The organism is Catellatospora sp. NPDC049133, from assembly GCF_040648455.1.
GTDB classification, from domain to species: domain Bacteria; phylum Actinomycetota; class Actinomycetes; order Mycobacteriales; family Micromonosporaceae; genus Catellatospora; species Catellatospora aurea.
This window is the reverse complement of the sequence record NZ_JBEZDT010000001.1, coordinates 373,778-390,986: the sequence shown is the minus strand read 5'-3', so window position 1 is coordinate 390,986 and position 17,209 is coordinate 373,778. Positions and strand designations below refer to the sequence as shown.

The 17,209-nt window shown below is 71.3% G+C and carries 15 protein-coding genes; 8 read left to right on the top strand and 7 right to left on the bottom strand.

All coding sequences use genetic code 11. The features are described from left to right. The first annotated feature begins 100 nt into the window (after positions 1–100). A complete protein-coding gene (locus AB0B35_RS01785) occupies positions 101–2,005 on the top strand; it encodes an ABC transporter ATP-binding protein (protein WP_361039663.1) in 1,905 nt (634 codons plus the stop codon). A gap of 196 nt (positions 2,006–2,201) precedes the next feature. Here the strand turns inward: AB0B35_RS01785 and AB0B35_RS01780 are convergent, their stop codons facing one another. The 5 genes from AB0B35_RS01780 to AB0B35_RS01760 all read right to left on the bottom strand — a co-directional run bounded on the left by AB0B35_RS01780 (position 2,202) and on the right by AB0B35_RS01760 (position 6,238). Continuing rightward, on the bottom strand, positions 2,202–2,630 hold the full coding sequence (locus AB0B35_RS01780) for a hypothetical protein (RefSeq protein ID WP_361039471.1): 429 nt from the start codon (positions 2,628–2,630) through the stop codon (positions 2,202–2,204). Beyond that, positions 2,627–3,466, bottom strand: a complete 840-nt coding sequence (locus AB0B35_RS01775; RefSeq protein WP_361039468.1) for a DUF692 domain-containing protein — start codon at positions 3,464–3,466, stop codon at positions 2,627–2,629. The genes AB0B35_RS01780 and AB0B35_RS01775 overlap by 4 nt, the downstream gene beginning before the upstream one ends. Continuing rightward, positions 3,463–4,389, bottom strand: a complete 927-nt coding sequence (locus AB0B35_RS01770; protein ID WP_361039465.1) for a TIGR04222 domain-containing membrane protein — start codon at positions 4,387–4,389, stop codon at positions 3,463–3,465. Before AB0B35_RS01770 ends, AB0B35_RS01775 begins: the two co-directional genes overlap by 4 nt. 47 nt (positions 4,390–4,436) lie before the next feature. Next, positions 4,437–5,195: a dimethylargininase gene (ddaH, locus tag AB0B35_RS01765; RefSeq protein WP_361039462.1), complete on the bottom strand. Its 759-nt coding sequence runs from the start codon at positions 5,193–5,195 to the stop codon at positions 4,437–4,439. A gap of 470 nt (positions 5,196–5,665) precedes the next feature. Next, positions 5,666–6,238 carry a helix-turn-helix domain-containing protein gene (locus tag AB0B35_RS01760; RefSeq protein WP_360529127.1) on the bottom strand — a complete coding sequence of 191 codons (573 nt, stop codon included), beginning with the start codon at positions 6,236–6,238 and terminating at the stop codon, positions 5,666–5,668. Positions 6,239–6,448: 210 nt separating this feature from the next. Here AB0B35_RS01760 and AB0B35_RS01755 point away from each other — a divergent pair, with 210 nt between their 5' ends. The 4 genes from AB0B35_RS01755 (at position 6,449) to AB0B35_RS01740 (ending at position 10,758) form a co-directional block, all read left to right on the top strand. Beyond that, complete coding sequence (locus AB0B35_RS01755; protein ID WP_361039460.1) at positions 6,449–7,927, top strand: DUF2637 domain-containing protein; 1,479 nt, start codon at positions 6,449–6,451, stop codon at positions 7,925–7,927. A gap of 83 nt (positions 7,928–8,010) precedes the next feature. Beyond that, positions 8,011–8,679, top strand: coding sequence for an HAD family hydrolase (locus tag AB0B35_RS01750; protein ID WP_203699328.1), 669 nt, complete (start codon positions 8,011–8,013; stop codon positions 8,677–8,679). 303 nt (positions 8,680–8,982) lie between these two features. Continuing rightward, entirely contained in the window at positions 8,983–9,912 is a 930-nt protein-coding gene (locus AB0B35_RS01745) for an RIO1 family regulatory kinase/ATPase (RefSeq protein WP_361039457.1), read from the top strand. A gap of 243 nt (positions 9,913–10,155) precedes the next feature. After that, complete coding sequence (locus tag AB0B35_RS01740) at positions 10,156–10,758, top strand: hypothetical protein (RefSeq protein ID WP_361039455.1); 603 nt, start codon at positions 10,156–10,158, stop codon at positions 10,756–10,758. Positions 10,759–10,778: 20 nt separating this feature from the next. Here AB0B35_RS01740 and AB0B35_RS01735 read toward each other — a convergent pair whose 3' ends face one another. Further along, positions 10,779–11,738: a pirin family protein gene (locus AB0B35_RS01735; protein ID WP_361039453.1), complete on the bottom strand. Its 960-nt coding sequence runs from the start codon at positions 11,736–11,738 to the stop codon at positions 10,779–10,781. 155 nt (positions 11,739–11,893) lie between these two features. Beyond that, complete coding sequence (gene acnA / locus AB0B35_RS01730) at positions 11,894–14,632, bottom strand: aconitate hydratase AcnA (protein ID WP_361039450.1); 2,739 nt, start codon at positions 14,630–14,632, stop codon at positions 11,894–11,896. 138 nt (positions 14,633–14,770) lie between these two features. On the opposite strand from acnA, the gene AB0B35_RS01725 reads away from it, so the two are divergent. The 3 genes from AB0B35_RS01725 to AB0B35_RS01715 all read left to right on the top strand — a co-directional run bounded on the left by AB0B35_RS01725 (position 14,771) and on the right by AB0B35_RS01715 (position 17,196). Then, positions 14,771–15,133 (top strand): glyoxalase, encoded by a 363-nt coding sequence (locus AB0B35_RS01725; protein WP_361039448.1) that lies wholly within the window; start codon positions 14,771–14,773, stop codon positions 15,131–15,133. 285 nt (positions 15,134–15,418) lie between these two features. Beyond that, positions 15,419–16,063, top strand: coding sequence for a LysE family translocator (locus AB0B35_RS01720; RefSeq protein WP_361039446.1), 645 nt, complete (start codon positions 15,419–15,421; stop codon positions 16,061–16,063). A gap of 128 nt (positions 16,064–16,191) precedes the next feature. Continuing rightward, entirely contained in the window at positions 16,192–17,196 is a 1,005-nt protein-coding gene (locus tag AB0B35_RS01715; protein WP_361039444.1) for a pirin family protein, read from the top strand. Positions 17,197–17,209 lie beyond the last annotated feature (13 nt).

The following is a 17,209-nucleotide window of genomic DNA, read 5'->3' as shown; positions in this document are numbered from 1 at the left end:
CGGGCTAAGGAATTTTCGTTCGGCACGCCACGTTGAGCGGCACGTCTGGTCTTTCACAGCAGGAGGTTCACCGGTGAGTTATCCGGGTGGGGGCGGCGGCATGGAGACGCTCATGCGGTCCATGCGCCGGGGGCAGAGCGTCGAGAACCGCAAGATCGGCAAGCCCACCGCGAAGCGGATCCTGTCCTTCGCCCGGCCGTACCGCCGGGAGATCGCCTACTTCCTGGTCACCATCGTGGTCGGCGCGGTCATCGGCGTGGTCACGCCGCTGCTGGCGGGCCGGGTCGTCAGCGCGATCACGCCGAAGGACGGGGTCATGGCCCCCGACGCGGGCCGCACCGTCATCACCATCGCGGTGGTCATCGCGGCGCTCGCCCTGCTCAGCGCGGGGCTGTCGCTGGTCGAGCGGTTCTACTCGGCGCGCATCGGCGAGGGCCTCATCTTCGACCTGCGCACCCAGGTGTACGACCACGTGCAGCGCATGCCGGTGCAGTTCTTCACCCGGGCGCAGACCGGCGCGCTGGTCAGCCGGCTCAACAACGACGTGCTGGGCGCGCAGCGCGCGTTCACCTCGACGCTGTCCGGCGTCGTCGGCAACATCATCCAGCTCGTGCTGACCGTGCTGGTCATGCTGACCCTGTCCTGGCAGATCACCGTGCTGTCGCTGATCCTGCTGCCGGTGTTCATCCTGCCCGCGCGCCGGGTCGGCCACCGGCTGGCCGAGATCACCAAGGAGTCGTACGACCTCGGCGCGAAGATGAACGCCACCATGACCGAGCGCTTCGGGGTCGCCGGGGCGCTGCTGGTGAAGCTGTTCGGCCGTCCCGAGACGGAGTCGACCCGTTTCGCCGAGCGGGCCGGCCGGGTCCGCGACATCGGCGTGCAGAGCGCGATGTACTCGCGCACCTTCTTCGCCGCCATGATGCTGGTCGCCTCGCTGGCCCAGGCGCTGGTCTACGGCCTGGGCGGCTGGTACGCCGTGCGGGGCAGCCTCGACGCCGGCGACGTCGTCGCCCTCGCCCTGCTGCTCACGCGCCTCTACGGGCCGATCACCGCGCTGTCCAACGTACGCATCGACGTGATGGGCGCCCTGGTCTCCTTCGACCGGGTCTTCGAGGTGCTCGACCTGCCGCCCGCGATCGCCGAGAAGCCCGGCGCCGTCGACGTGCCGAAGGGCGCGTCGAAGATCGAGTTTCAGGACGTGGAGTTCCGCTACCCGACCGCGGCCGAGATCTCGCTGGCCTCCCTGGAGGACGTGGCGACGCTGGAACGCACCGCCACCGCGCCGGTGCTGCGCGGCGTCTCGTTCATCGTGGAGCCCGGCCAGATGGTCGCGCTGGTCGGCAGCTCGGGCGCGGGCAAGTCCACCACCTCGATGCTGGTCAGCCGGATGTACGACGTCACCAGCGGCACCGTGCTCGTCGGCGACGTCGACGTGCGCGACGCCACCCTGCAGTCGCTGCGGGACACCATCGGCGTGGTCACCCAGGACGCGCACCTGTTCCACGAGACCATCGCGGAGAACCTCCGCTACGCCAAGCCTGACGCCACCGACGACGAGCTGTGGACCGCGCTGGCGGCCGCGCAGATCGACACCCTGGTCCGGGCCACCCCCGATGGGCTGGACACCGTGGTGGGCGAACGCGGCTACCGCTTCTCCGGCGGCGAGAAGCAGCGCATCGCCATCGCCCGCCTGCTGCTGAAGGCCCCGTCGATCGTCATCCTCGACGAGGCCACCGCCCACCTGGACTCCGAGAGCGAGGCCGCCGTGCAGCAGGCCCTGTCCACCGCCCTGGCGGGCCGTACCGCCCTGGTCATCGCCCACCGCCTCTCGACGGTCCGCGAAGCCGACCAGATCCTCGTCCTCGACGACGGCCGCATCGTCCAACGCGGCACTCACGAACAACTGCTCGCCTCCGGCGGCCTCTACGCCGACCTCTACCGCACCCAGTTCGCCGCGGCGGATTCCCCCCGCCCCACCCACCTCGCCGACACCCCCGCCTGACCCACCCACCCACCCACCTGCCGCAACCGCACTGCCGCGTTGATCATGAACTTGTGGCACGGTTCGGCGGCGTGTCATGCGCACAACTTCATGATCACTTGGCGCTCGGCGGGCCGTTGTCGTCGATCATGAGGTTATGGCGACGACTCGCCGGTGACCCGTGCCATAAGTTCATGATCAACCCAGGTGGACGGGGTCAGGGGCGGTAGGTGAGGGTGCGGCCGCGCCAGCGGACGAGCAGCTCGCCGGCGTGGAGGCGGGCGGCGGGGCCGCGGCGGGGGCGGGGGGCGGTTTCGCCGTCGTACGCCCAGAGCAGCTCGCGGAGGGCGAGTTCTCGCCGCGCCGCGGCGTCGCGGGGTGGGACGGCGCGGGCGAAGTCCCAGCCGTCGCGCAGCGACCCCTGCGGCGCGCGCCCCGCGGCCCAGGCCGAGAACATCCGGATCCACTGCCCGGGACCGGCCGACGCGGCCAGCCGGGGCCACGTGCGCGCGACGTCCTCGGCCCGCTTGCGCAGCAGCGCGGTCTGCGTCGCGGCCACCGCCCCGATGTCGAAGCCCACGGGCACGGCGGCTCCGGCCACCAGCGCCCGCACCAGCTCCTCCTGCCGCCGCGCGAGGCCGGTCATGCGCGAGCCGCGCCGGTGATCGCCGGGTAGCCGGTCGTCGCGGACAGCGCGTCCAGCTCGGCTCGCAGGGCGGCGGCGGGTGGGTAGTGGCCGTCGCGTTCCAGCAGGATCGCGGGCGGGCGCTGCCGCGCGCACAGCTCGCCCAGCAGTTCGAGGACCTCGCCGGGCACCGGGTCGGTGTGCGTGTCGTGGTACCGCCCCTCGTGCAGGCGGCCGCCGGCGACGTGGACGTACGCCATGCGCTCCAGGGGGAGCCGGGTCAGCAGGTCGGCGGGGTCCTCGCCCCGGTTGAGCGCGTTGGCGTACACGTTGGCGATGTCGAGCAGCAGCAGGGCGTCGGTGCGTTCCAGGATCTCGGTGAGGAACTCGGCCTCGGTCAGCTCGTCGTCGGGCCACTCGAACAGCGCCGCGATCGGCTCCAGCGCCAGCGGCACGTCGAGTTCGGCGGTGGTCCGCGCGACGTTGGCGACCACCGCGTCGACGGCCTCGCGGCAGCGCGGCAGGGGCAGCAGGTGACCGGCTTCGACCCCGCCCGCCCGGACGTACGCGATGTGCTCGCTGACCAGCGGCGCGTCGACGGCGCGGGCGGCCTGTGCCAGGTGCTCGACCCGGTGCGGGTCGACCGGTTCGGCCCCGCCGAGCGACAGTTTCACGCCGTGCGGCACCACCGCCACCCCGGCCGCGAGCAGCCGCGCCAGCGCCTCGGGCGGCTCACCGGAGTGCGGCAGCGACTCGGCGATGACCTCGACGAAACGCAGGCCGGGCAGCTCGGCGACGAAGCCGGAGATCTCGGGGCGCCAGCCGATGCCGACGCCCCGCCCGGCCAGCGGCGTCATCCGCCGCACCCGCCTCCGCCGCCGCAGCCACCCCCGCCACCGCAGGAGGAGCCGCTGCTGCAGGAGGAACCACCGCTGTCGCCGCCGCTCGAACCGCCGCCGTCGGAGCCGCCGTAGAACGGGCCGTAGGAGCCGCTGGTGTCGTCGCGCTCCGGGATCTCGGTCTCCCCGGCGAAGGCCGGGTCGGCGGCCCACAGCACGGCGGTGCCGAACAGGCCGACGGCCAGCGCGGTCTGCGCGGGACCGTAGGTGTCCCAGGCGGGCCGTGACGCCGGGCGCAGGTGGTTGAAGTGGCGCTTGGCCTGGAACAGTGCGTTCTCGGCGGCCTTGGTGCGCCGCGGCTTGCGCGCGAACAGCACGAGGCCGAGGATGCCGACCGGGATGACCAGCAGCACCAGGAACATCACCGGGCGGTCGTTGGCGATCCCGGCGATGATCCGGACCACGCCCACCGCGAACAGGGCGAGCAGCAGCAGCGGGCCGCGCCGGGCGCGGGACACCACGTCGGGGCCGACGGTGAGGCCACCGCGGCGCAACTCCTCGCCGATCGCGGCCAGCGCCTCGGCCACGGAGCGGTCGGTGTGCAGCTCCTTGGCCCGCTGGCCGTTGCCGACGGCGTGCAGGACGGCCGCGTCCAGCGGGGTCGCGCCCGGTGGCAGCCCGCCCGTGCGGGTGAGCCGCCCGGCCTCGTCGGCCGCCACGACGCCGCTCTGGCGCAGGAAGGTCAGCGAGGAGTACACCGCCAGTGCCGCGCCGCCGTTGAGGTAGGCCGTGTGCTGCGGCGACAGCTGGTCCACGCGGACCTGGCCGGGTCCGGCGAACAGCCGGGACCGGTGGATCAGCGTGCCCACCAGCACGACCACCGCGGCGAGCGCGAACAGCAGCAGGAAGGTGGGACCGGGGATGCCCCAGGTGTCCGCCATGGGAGCTCCTTCGACGAGGGAGCCCTCATGATGGACCATCGGGGCAATCAGCGGGAGACCAGCACGCTCAGGCAGGTGACGCAGCCTTCGAGCTTCTCGAACTCGCCGATGTCCACCACGACCGGGGTGAACCCCAGATCCCCGAGCAGTTCCGCGGTACGCGGCGCGGACGCGGCCAGCAGCACCCGGTCGCCGCCGAGCGGCACCACGTGGCAGCCGCCCTCCTCCTCGACCGGGCGCACCGCCGGGAACAGGCCGGTCGGCACCAGGTGGGGCAGGGCCAGAAAGGTGCCGTCGGGCAGCGCGGTCACCGCGGACTTGAGGTGCAGCACCTCGCCCAGCGGCACCGCGACCACGGTACGGCCGAGCGGTGTGAGCAGCGCCCGCAGCTGCCGGATGCCCTCGGCGTTGGTACGCCCGCCGCGTCCGACGTAGACGGTCGTGCCGACCTGGAGCACGTCGCCGCCCTCCAGGGTGCCCGGCTCCGTGATGCGCGCGGTGCGCAGCCCCAGTTCCAGCACGGCCTGCTCGACCCCGGCCACCTCGCCGCGGCGGGCCGGGGCCCCGGGGTGGGTCAGCACGGCGAGGTCGTCGACGACCACCACCGCGTCCTCGACGAACACCGAGTCCGGGCAGTCGTCGGCGGCCGGGGCGGGGTAGACCTCCCAGCCGGCCGAGGCCAGCGCGTCGGCGTACGCCATGTGCTGGGCGCGGGCCAGGGACAGGTCGATCTCGCTGCGGCCGATGTGGGTCACGATGCCGTCGGCGAGCCGGGAACCGGGCTCGCGGACCAGGGCGGTTCTCATTTCTTACGCATTACCAGGAAGACCACCAGAGCGACCACCACCACCGTCGCACAGCAGACGGTGCCGCCGAGGAGCAGATGCCAAGGTTTGAGGGCGCCCATGGGGTGGCACTGTAGCGCCCGGATGCCCGCCAGAAAATATCTTGTCGATCCCTGGATCTCGTGGATAGTGTCGGCGGTACACGGGAAAGGAGGTGGTCCAGCTTTGAGTAGCTACAGGACACGTGAGGTGGCTGCCCGCTAGGCGGCTGTCATCGACTGCACTTCTGTCGATACCTGAAGGTTCGACTGGAGCGTCGAGGCCGTGTGTCAGCGGCCCTGGCGAATCCAAGGGAGCCACCCGATTCCCGGGGGAATGTCCGGTTTGTCCAGCCGGCCCGCGCACCCGCGCGGAACCCCCGGGTTTCGTCATTTCCGGAGCAGGTCACGCTGTTGCGCCGGCGGCGGGGCGGAAACGCCCGAACGTCCGCTTCAGCGGCGGCGGACCGTCTCCTCGATCAGGTCCAGCACCGGGCCGAAGTCGTCGGCCGAGCCGCCCATCGCGAGCCGCTTGACCAGCCCGTCGTACGCCAGCTCCAGGAAGTGCGCGAGCACGTCGATCGGCACGTCCTCGCGCAGCACTCCCGCACTCGCCTGGCGCTGCAGGCGCTCGCGGGTCGCGGTGTCGATCGCCTCGCTGTGCTGGGCCCACCGCTTGGCGAACGCCGGGTCCGTGCGCAGCCGCCGGGCCACCTCAAGCTGCGTGCCGAGCCAGCCGGCCGCGTCGGGGTCCTGGGCGTGGGCCAGCAGATCCCGCATCACCTGCACCAGGCCGTTCGCGGCGACGGTGGCGGCCATCTCGACCGCGTCGTCCTCGGCGACGGCAAGGAACAGCGAGTCCTTGTCGCGGAAGTGGTGGAAGATCGCGCCCCGGGACAATCCGGTCGCCTGCTCCAGGCGGCGCACCGTGGCGCCCTCGTAGCCGTAACGGGCGAAGCAGGCACGGGCCGCGGCGAGGATCTCGTGGCGGCGCGCGTCGAGTTGATCCTGACTCACCCTGGGCACATGCCGATCTTCGCAGGTCGGCCCCGCGCACGCAATCCGTACGTACGGCTTGACGGCCGGTGACAGATCTCGGACGCGATGCGCGCGAAACCCGCGCATGGAAGAATCCTCCGCGTCCGGCGCGCGTTGAGCGTCGGGGACAGTATGGCGACGCCGTGCGAAACGCCTGCAGGCCAACAGGTCTGCGGCCCGCCGGGGAAGGTGCGACCTGTGGACCTGGAGCTGTTGACCACCACCTACGTGGACACGTGGGTGATGGTCCTGGTGGTCTCGATCCTGACGATCTCCCTGCTGGTCGGGGTGCCGCTGGCCCGCTCGGCCGGGCGGCGGCGCGGCATCCGGCTGGCCAACCCGGGGGCGTACGCCACCCGGGCGGACAAGGCCAAGGACACCGGCCTGTTCCTGGCCGCGCTGATCCCGACGCTGCTGGTCTGGCTCGCCGTGATGGGCGTGTCCTTCATCGGCCTCACCGGCTTCGCCAACGACGTCATGGGCTGGGACCACTGGACCAACATCCTGGTGCCGCTCAGCCTCGACGGCATCAGCATCTCCTTCGGCGCGTGGGCGTTCGTCGCGGTCAAGCGCGGACGGCACCCCGGCCGGGCGTACAAGATCGTGCTCGCCGCCGCGACCGTGTCGGCGACCCTGAACTTCGTGCACGGCCGCGACAAATGGTCCATCTGGGCGGGCCTCTACCTGGCGTTCCTGTCCTTCGCGGGCATGGCGATGTTCCACGAGCTGCTCGACCAGTTCATGGCCGGCTACGACGACGAGGTGGCGCTCAAGACCCGCTACCCGCGCTTCGGCCAGCGCTGGTTCTACGCGCCGATCTCCACGTTCGCGGCCCGCCGGGCCTGGATCGTGCACCCGCCCGCGGAGGGCATGCGGCCCAGCGTGCGCAACGCGCTGACGCACCTGGAGGACACCCGCGAGGCCAAGCGCCAGCGCCGCCTGTACGGCGCGCAGCTGGTCCGTGAGGAGCAGCAGGCCAAGCTGGTCGAGGTGCACGCCCGAGCCGAGGTGCGCCGGGCCCGCTCGGCGAGCTGGCGCTCCGGGGCCGCACCGGGCTCGTCGCCGCAGGTGCCGCACCTGCCCGTGCCGCACCAGTCCGCGCCGATCCCGCAGAACGGGCACCAGCCGAACGGGCACCAGCCGAACGGGCACCAGCCGAACGGGCACCAGCCGAACGGGCACCAGCCGAACGGGCACCAGACGAACGGGCACCAGACGAACGGCTACCAGGCCTACCCGCCGCAGGCGGTGTACCAGCCGACCCCGCAGCCGGAGGACTTCCCCGAGCCGCCGCCGGCGGCCCGCGAGCCGGAGCCGGACCCGGTTTCCCAGGACCTCGTTCCCGAACGTGACGAGCGGGGCACGATCCTGGGCCGGGACCTGCGGGCCACCCTGGAGTCGGCGTGGAGCGCCCCGACCGGCCGCGAGCCGATGGGCCACCGGCCCCTGTCGGACACCAGCGAGATCACCTCACGCGGCATGCTCAACCACCTCCAGGAGCCGGTCCAGCGGATGATCACCGAGGCGCTGTCGCGCGGTGAGCAGGTCAGCCCGGCCTTCGTCCGCGAGTGGACGGCCCAGGAGTACGGGCGCACGCCGAGCGAGAACTGGGCTCGGAACCAGATCAAGGCAGCTCGCCAGCGGGACACCATCGGCGTGGACGCGGATCTGGCGTGACCAGGCATCGATTTCGTTACCGCGAGGTTTCCCGCACAAAGGGGGGCTTCACCAGCGTGTCCTGAGTCACGTAAGGTGCCCGCGTGCCTCTGTTGCTGTTGGACCTCGACAACACACTGGTCGACCGCGAGGGCGCCTTCCGGATGTGGGGTACTCGGTTCCTGTCCGAGATCAGCGCCCCGCCGTACGACATCGACTGGTTGGTGGACGCCGACGCGGACGGCCTGACCTCGCGCTGGGACCTGGCCGACGCGATCCGCGACCGCTATCGACTGCGCAACTCCGTCGTCGACCTGGTGGAGGAGTTGCACGAGGGGCAGATCGAGGCCACCCGGCTGGACCCGATGGTGGGCGCCGCGCTGCGCATCGCCGCCGAGGCCGGCTGGGTGCCGGTGATAGTCACCAACGGCGAGACCCGCCAGCAGGAAGCCAAGATCCGGCGTACCGGCCTGGACCGCTTCGTGGCCGACTGGGTGGTCTCGCAGGAGGTCGACTGCCGCAAACCCAACCCGCGCATCTTCGAGATCGCCGCGGAGCGGGCCCGGATGCGGCTGCGCGGCGCCTGGATGATCGGCGACAGCCCCGAAGCCGACATCGGCGGCGCGACCACGATCGGCATCCCCAGCGTCTGGATCCACCGCGGCCGCCAGTGGACCGAACGCCGCTTCGGCCCCACCCGCATCGTCGAAGGCGCCATCCAAGCCGTGGCAGCCGTCCTCGCCGCCGACCCACCCCACCGCATGGCCCGCTGAGGTCCCACGCCTCCCGCGCCTCCCGCGTTGATCATGAACCTATGGCACGGGTCGACGGTGTGTCGCTGCCACAACTTCATGATCAGCTAACGGTGGGGTGCGGCTGGAGCGGTGTGATGCGGGTCGCTGCGGAAAATCGGTTGACAGGATCAGCGGGTCGGCGGAAGACTCGTCCGCGTTGTGCGAGATCCCGGGAATCGGCCCGGGTCGGGAGAGAAGGGGGTTGAGCCGAATGGTTGCCGTCGCTGTGCGCTGCGCGCATTCCGCCTCTTTCTTCTTCTCTCCGACCGAGGAGCTTTTCCAGTGCGAGAGCACGACTTTCCGCGCTCCGGCCGCGTCAACCGCCGGAACCGTTTCGACGACGACGAACTGACCTTCGAGAAGTCGTACGCCGAAGAAGTCGAGTGGGACGAGACCCCCGACAAGCCCGAATTCGGTGACCGCTGGTCCACCTGGGACCTGTCGACGCCCACCGAACGCGGGCCGGAGCCCCACCCCGACTGGCTCGTCACCGAGCTGGCCGCGGTCGACGTGGAGCGCGGAGTGCTGAAGACCGGCAAGGAGGCCGACGTCTTCCTGCTGCACCGCCACGTTCCCGGCACCGAACGCGGCTGCCTGCTGGCGGCCAAGCGCTACCGCAGCCATGACCACCGCATGTTCCACCGCGACGCGGGCTACCTGGAGGGCCGCCGGGACAAGGAGTCCCGGGTCAACCGGGCCATGGCCAACCGCAGCGCGTTCGGCAAGGAGGCCATCGCCGGCCAGTGGGCGGCGGCCGAGTTCGGCGCACTGGCCCGGCTGTGGGAGATCGCCCGGCAGCTCGACGTCGCGCCGTTCACGCCGTACCCGGTGCAGATCCTGGGCACCGAGGTGCTGCAGGAGTTCATCGGCGCGCCCGACGGCACCGCCGCGCCGCGGCTCGCCCAGGTGCGCACCGACGAGGCCGGGCTGGCCGACCTGTGGGCGCAGCTCGTGCTGGGCCTGACGGTGCTGGCCCGCGCGGGGTACGCGCACGGCGACCTGTCGCCGTACAACATCCTCGTGCACGAGGGGCGGCTGGTCATCATCGACCTGCCGCAGATCGTGGACGTGGTGGCCAACCCGCAGGGCAAGCGGTTCCTGACCCGCGACGTGCACAACGTGGCGACGTGGTTCACCGCCCGCGGCCTGACCGGCCTGGACGAGGCGGCCCTGACCGCCGAACTCCTCGCCGAAGCCGGCATGCGGACCTGACCCCGCGTGAGGCCCGGCCGCGCCGTCGCGCACGGCGCACGGCGCACGGCCGTGATCGTTGGACTTGCCTGGCAATCGGGCGAAAGGGCGTTCAAGATACGCCCGGTTGCCAGGCAAGTCGGCGGATCTTTGGCTGTTTTCGCGCCGCCACGCGCCGCGACGCCGTGTTCGTGCCATGTCGTGAGAGCGGTGGGTGGCTGAACGGGTCTTGTGATGATCGCGGCGGGCCGCGATGATCACCCGATGTCGTCGTTCACGTACACCGCCCCGTTCCGGTTCGGCCGGCTGACCATGTCCATGCTGGCCGTCGGGGTGCTCGCGGCCGTCGCGGGCCTGCTGCCGGGCCTGAGCGAGGACGTCAAGGTCGTGCTGGTCGCGGGCGGGCCCGCACTGGCGGGCACGCTGCTGGCGCTGTACCTGCCGCTGATCCTGGGCGGCAAGCCGGGCCTGCGGGTCGACGCCGACGGCGTCCTGTTCGGCGGGCGTCCGCTGATCTACGCCCGGACAAGCGCGTTCGTACCCTGGTCGGCGATCAGTGAGATCTACCTGTTCCGGGTGCACCAGGGCCTGTTCGTCACCACGTACGTCGGGGTACAGGGCGTCGACGGGGTCGCGCCGCTGCGGCCGTCCATGCCGGCCAGCGTGGCCGCCACGATCTGGCACGTGCCGACCGAGGTCGTGCTGGCGAGCCGGCCGGCGTTCGGCTGGCAGCTGGACAAGGCAGCGCTGACCACGGCGGCGGGCTACTTCGCACCCGGCGTGCCGGTGATCGACCTGACCGAGGCGGCTCCGATGCAGCGCCAACTTCGCGAGACGCCGCCGACCTTCGGCCCGCCGTCGGTGTGACCCGCGCCGCGCCGGGTAGGTCAGCGGACGCGGCCGCGGGGTTTGAGCTGGGCGTTGGGCAGCACGGGGGCGGGCAGCGGCGCGCCGTCGTAGCCGGTCACCGCACCGAAACGCGGGTCGGCCGCCATCCACTGCTCGCGCGCGGCGGCGACGTCGTCGTGGCTGCGCCCGACGAAGTTCCACCACATCACGATCTCCTCCTCGAACGGCTCGCCGCCGAGCAGCAGCACCCGGGCCGGTCCGTCCGCGGCCAGGTCGAGGGCGGTCCGCTCACGGCCGAGGTAGAGCAGGGTGCCGGGCTCCAGGGGTACGCCGTCGACGAGCGCGGCGCCGTCGAGCACCAGCGCCGCGTACTCGAAATCGCCGCGCAGCGGCAGGGTGATCGCCGACCCTGCGGCCAGTGCGGCTTCCGCGCCGACCAGCGGGGTGTACGCCGTCGCGGGCGACACCGCGCCCGCCAGTTCGCCCATGATCACCGTCAGGGCGGCCCCGTCCAGCTCGACGACGGGCAGGTCGGGGTGGTGCTCGAAGGCCGGGGCGACCGAGCGCGCCGCGTCCGGCAGGGCGACCCACAGCTGCACGCCGTGCAGCGGTTCGGCACGCGGGACGGGCGACTCCTCGGAGTGCGAGATGCCGTGCCCGGCCGTCATCAGGTTGAGCTGGCCGGGCCTGACCAGCGCCTTGCTCCCGACGCTGTCGCGGTGCAGCACCTCGCCCTGGACCAGCCAGGTGACGGTCTGCAGGCCGGTGTGCGGGTGGGGCGCGACGCGCATGTCGTGGTCGGCGGGGCCGTACTGGTCGACGAAGCACCACGCGCCGACCATGCGCCGGTCCTTGTGCGGCAGCGTACGGCTGACCATCATGCCGCGCGGCCCGCCCAGCACGACCTCACGCCCCGGGAGCAGCTCGTGGGTCGGCCCGTCCGGCACCGGCTCGTGCCCGCAGGCGGTCTCGACAGGCGCCGTCTCAACGTTGCTCATTCAACTAACTGTACTGCTGGCAGCCGCCGGAGGCGGCTGCGGCGTTCGGCCTCTCCGCCGAACGCGGTGCTCCTCGCGGCCGGATGTGAAGGAAGGGCACCTTCTACAACGCATAGCGTTAAGAAGGTGCCCTTCCTTGCCCTCACGCGGACTGGTCAGCTCGCGAGCATCCGGCGGAGGACGTACTGGAGGATGCCGCCGTGGCGGTAGTAGTCCGCCTCACCGGGGGTGTCGATGCGGACGACCGCGTCGAAGGTGACCCCGGTGTCGGTGGTGACCTTGACCGTCTTCGGGGTGGTGCCCTCGTTCAGGGCCTCCACGCCGGTGAAGGTGAAGGTCTCGGTGCCGGTCAGGCCGAGCGAGTCGGCGGTCTGCCCGGCCGGGTACTGCAGCGGCAGCACACCCATGCCGATGAGGTTCGAGCGGTGGATGCGCTCGTACGACTCGGCGATGACGGCCTTGACGCCCAGCAGCGCCGTGCCCTTGGCGGCCCAGTCCCGCGACGAGCCGGAGCCGTACTCCTTGCCCGCCAGGATGACCAGCGGGATGCCCGCGGCCTGGTAGTTCTGGCTGGCGTCGTAGATCGTGCTGACCGGGGCGTCCGCGACGGTGAAGTCACGGGTGAAGCCGCCCTCGGTGCCGGGCGCGATCTGGTTGCGCAGGCGGATGTTGGCGAAGGTGCCCCGGATCATCACCTCGTGGTTGCCGCGGCGGGAACCGTACGAGTTGAAGTCCTTGCGCTCCACGCCGTGCTCGGCCAGGTACTTGCCCGCCGGGGAGTCCGCCTTGATGGAGCCGGCGGGGGAGATGTGGTCGGTGGTCACCGAGTCGCCCAGCTTCGCCAGCACCTTCGCGCCCGCGATGTCGCTGACCGGCCCCGGCTGCGCGGCCATGCCCTCGAAGTACGGGGGCTTGCGCACGTACGTCGAGTCACCGGCCCAGGCGAACGTGTCACCGGTCGGCGTCGGCAGGCCCTGCCAGCGCTCGTCGCCCGCGAACACGTCGGCGTAGTCCTTGGTGAACATCTCCGCCGAGATCGAGGCGTTGATGGTCTCCTGCACCTCGGCCGGGGTCGGCCAGATGTCGCCCAGGTAGACCGGCTTGCCGTCCGGGTCCACGCCCAGGGGGTCGCGGACCAGGTCGATGTCCATGGTGCCGGCGATGGCGTACGCCACGACCAGCGGCGGGGACGCCAGGTAGTTCATCTTGACGTCGGGGTTGATCCGGCCCTCGAAGTTGCGGTTGCCGGACAGCACCGACACCACCGCGAGGTCGGCCTCGTTGACCGCGGCGCTGATCTCCTCCGGCAGCGGGCCGGAGTTGCCGATGCAGGTCACGCAGCCGTAGCCGACCAGGTGGAAGCCGAGCTTCTCCAGGTACGGCACGAGGTCGGCCTTGTGGTAGTAGTCCATGACGACCTTGGAGCCGGGCGCCAGCGTGGTCTTCACCCACGGCTTGGCGCGCAGGCCCCGCTCGACGGCCTTCTTGGCCAGCAGCGCCGCGCCCAGCATGACCTGCGGGTTCGACGTGTTGGTGCAGGAGGTGATCGAGGCGATCACGACCGCGCCGTGGTCGAGCTGGTAGGTCGTGCCGTCGGCCGCGGTCACCGGCGTCGGGTTGCTGGCCCGGAACGTCGTGTGCGACGGGGAGTCCGAGGCCGGGAAGCTCTCCTGGCCGGCCTCGTCGGTGTCGTCGTCCTTGACGTAGTCGGGCAGCACCGAGCGGAACGCGGTCTTGGCGTTGGTCAGCTCGACCCGGTCCTGCGGGCGCTTCGGGCCGGCGATGCTCGGCACGACGGTCGCCAGGTCCAGCTCCAGGTACTCGGAGTAGGCCGGCTCGACCGACGGGTCGTGCCACAGCCCCTGCTGCTTGGCGTACGCCTCGACCAGCGCGATCTGCTCGGCGGGGCGGCCGGTCAGCTCCAGGTAGGCGATGGTCTCCGCGTCGATCGGGAAGATCGCGCAGGTGGAGCCGAACTCGGGGCTCATGTTGCCGATGGTGGCCCGGTTGGCCAGCGGCACCGAGGTCACGCCGGGGCCGTAGAACTCGACGAACTTGCCGACCACGCCGTGCTTGCGCAGCTGCTGGGTGATGGTGAGCACCAGGTCGGTGGCGGTCGCGCCCGAAGGCAGCTCGCCGAACAGCTTGAAGCCGACGACCTTCGGGATCAGCATGCTGACCGGCTGGCCGAGCATCGCGGCCTCGGCCTCGATGCCGCCGACGCCCCAGCCCAGCACGCCCAGGCCGTTGACCATCGTGGTGTGCGAGTCGGTGCCGACCACGGTGTCCGGGTAGGCCTGGCCGTTGCGCGGCATGATCACGCGAGCCAGGTGCTCGATGTTCACCTGGTGCACGATGCCGGTGCCCGGCGGGACGACCTTGAACTCGTTGAACGCGGTCTGGCCCCAGCGCAGGAACTGGTAGCGCTCCTGGTTGCGGCCGTACTCGATCTCGACGTTGCGCTCGAAGGCGTCCTGGCGGCCGAACACGTCGGCGATGACCGAGTGGTCGATGACCAGCTCGGCCGGGGCCAGCGGGTTGACCTTCGAGGCGTCGCCGCCCAGGTCGCGGACGGCCTCGCGCATGGTGGCCAGGTCGACCACGCAGGGCACGCCGGTGAAGTCCTGCATGAGGACGCGGGCGGGCGTGAACTGGATCTCCACGCTGGGCTCGGCGGTCGGGTCCCAACCACCCAGCGCGCGGATGTGGTCGGCGGTGATGTTGGCGCCGTCTTCGGTGCGGAGGAGGTTCTCCAGCAGGATCTTCAGGCTGAAGGGCAGCCGCTCGTGGCCCTCCACCTTGTCGATCTGGAAGATCTCGTAGCCCGCGTCACCGACGCGCAGCTCACTCTTGGCACCGAACGTGTCGAGGCTCGCCACGTCGTACTCCTTCACAGCGGGTCTGTTACCACCTGAGTCTTTCGCAGAGGCCGACGCGTGGGCAGGTAAGGCAAGGCTTACTGCCTGCGGCGGCGTCACTCAAACCGTACGTCCGTCTTGTTTAACGCGCAAGTCCGTGCCAGACTCCGGGATGTGATTCACCACGTACAGGTCGCCTGCCCCCGGGGCAGCGAGGACGTGCTGCGCGGCTTCTACGTCGGCGTCCTCGGCATGACCGAGAAACCCAAACCTCCGGCGCTCGCGGTCCGCGGCGGCTGCTGGTTCATCGACGAGTACGGCAGCGAGCTGCACCTGGGCGTCGAGGACGACTTCCGCCCCGCCCGCAAGGCCCACCCCGCCCTGCTCCGCCCCGACCTCGACAGCCTCGCCACCCGCCTGGAGTCGGCGGGCTACCCCGTGACCTGGGGCAACGACGAGGTCCCCGGCATCCGCCGCTTCCACACCGAAGACCCCCACGCCAACCGCCTCGAATTCGTCCTGGTCGACCCCGCCTGACCACCTGATCGAGACCACCCGACCGCCTCATCGAGACGGCCTGACCGCGTCGATCATGAACTTATGGCCGTGTTCGACGGTGTGTCGCTGCCATAACTTCATGATCGATCTCATCCGATCTCGGCGGACCGGGCGGTGTGCCGAGCGGCCCGCGGGGTGGAACGGCCGGCGGGGTGCCGGGTGCCGGCGCGCCGAACCGCCCGCGGGGGCGGCGGTTCGGCGCGCAGGCCACCTGACACGGATTGGTGCTCCACCGGCGGCGTCGCGCGGTGGGACGATCCGGTCATGATCTCTTCGGGCGCGGTTCTCGGGGTGTTCGCGGTGGCGCTGGCCATGGTGCTCACCCCGGGGCCGAACATGATGTATCTCGTCTCGCGCAGCATCACCCAGGGACGGCGGGCGGGGCTGGTCTCGCTGGCCGGCGTCGCGGCGGGCTTCCTCGTCTATTTGACGGCCACGAACCTGGGGCTCTCGGCGCTGTTCGTGGCGGTGCCGTCCCTGTACCTCGCGGTGAAACTCGCCGGTGCGGCGTACCTCGGCTGGTTGGCTTTCCAGGCGCTGCGGCCCGGCGGTGTGTCGGTGTTCGAGCCGGCGGCGCTGCCGCCGGACTCGAACCGGCGGCTGTTCACGATGGGGCTGGTCACCAACCTGCTCAACCCCAAGATCGCCATCTTGTACCTGTCGCTGATCCCGCAGTTCATCGACCCGGCGGCTGGGCACGTGCTGGCGCAGGGGTTCCTGCTCGGCGCGGTGCAGATCGTCGTCGCGGTCACCGTCAACGGGCTGATCGCGCTGGCCGCCGGCACGATCGCGGGTTTCCTCTCCGGCCGCCCGGTATGGCTGCGCGTCCAGCGCTACCTGATGGGCACCGTCCTCGGCGTGCTCGCCGTCCGCATGGCCACCGACCACACCCGCCCCACCCTCGCCTGACTGCCCCGCCGTGCCCCGCGCCGCCGCCGGCGCGGCGCGGGCGGGCGGGCATGTGACCGGGAATGTTGGACGATCGTTGACTGTTCAACTATCTTGTCAGGGGAACGCTAGTACAGAGGGAGGGCGTCATGCCTGCCGTTACCGTCGATGACCTGTTGGTGCTGCCCCGGGTGCCCGTGCCGGGCGAGGCCGCGGTCGAGCGGAAGGTCACGTCGGTGACCGCCGCGCCGTCGGGCTTCGAGGGGGAGGGGTTCCCGGTCCGCCGCGCGTTCGCGGGCGTCGACCTGAAGGCCCTGGACCCGTTCATCCACATGGACCAGATGGGTGAGGTCGAGTACGCACCCGGTGAGCCGAAGGGGACCCCATGGCACCCGCACCGGGGCTTCGAGACGGTCACCTACCTGCTCGACGGCATCTTCCGGCACCAGGACTCGCACGGCGGCGGCGGGCTGATCTCCGACGGCGACACCCAGTGGATGACAGCCGGCAGCGGCCTGCTGCACATCGAGGCGCCGCCGGAGGAGCTGGTCATGTCGGGCGGCCTGTTCCACGGCTTCCAGCTGTGGGTCAACCTGCCCGCCAAGATGAAGATGTCGCCGCCGCGTTACCAGGACATCCGGGCCGGTCAGGTGTCGCTGCTCAGCTCGCCCGACGGCGGGGTGCTGCTGCGCGTCATCGCCGGAGAGGTGGCCGGCTACTCCGGACCGGGCATCACGCACACCCCGATCGCGCTGGTGCACGCCACTCTCGCACCGGGGGCGCAGCTGCGGCTGCCGTGGCGGCCGGACTTCAACGCGCTGGTGTACACGCTGGCCGGGTCGGGTTCGGTCGGCGCCGACAAGCGGCCGGTGAAGCTCGGCGACCTCGCGGTGTACGGGGCCGGTGACGTGATCACCATCGAGGCCGACGCGTCGCAGGAGAGCCGCAACGCGGCCGGCATGGACGTGCTGATCCTCGGCGGCCTGCCGATCCGCGAGCCGGTGATGGCGTACGGCCCGTTCGTGATGAACACCAAGGCCGAGCTGATCCAGGCGTTCGAGGACTACCAGGCGGGCAAGCTGGGCGTGATCCCGAGCGAGCCGCGCCGGGTCGACGTCGGCGAGGGTGACCACCCGGGACACGACGTCCTCTGAGCAGGGCCTTCGG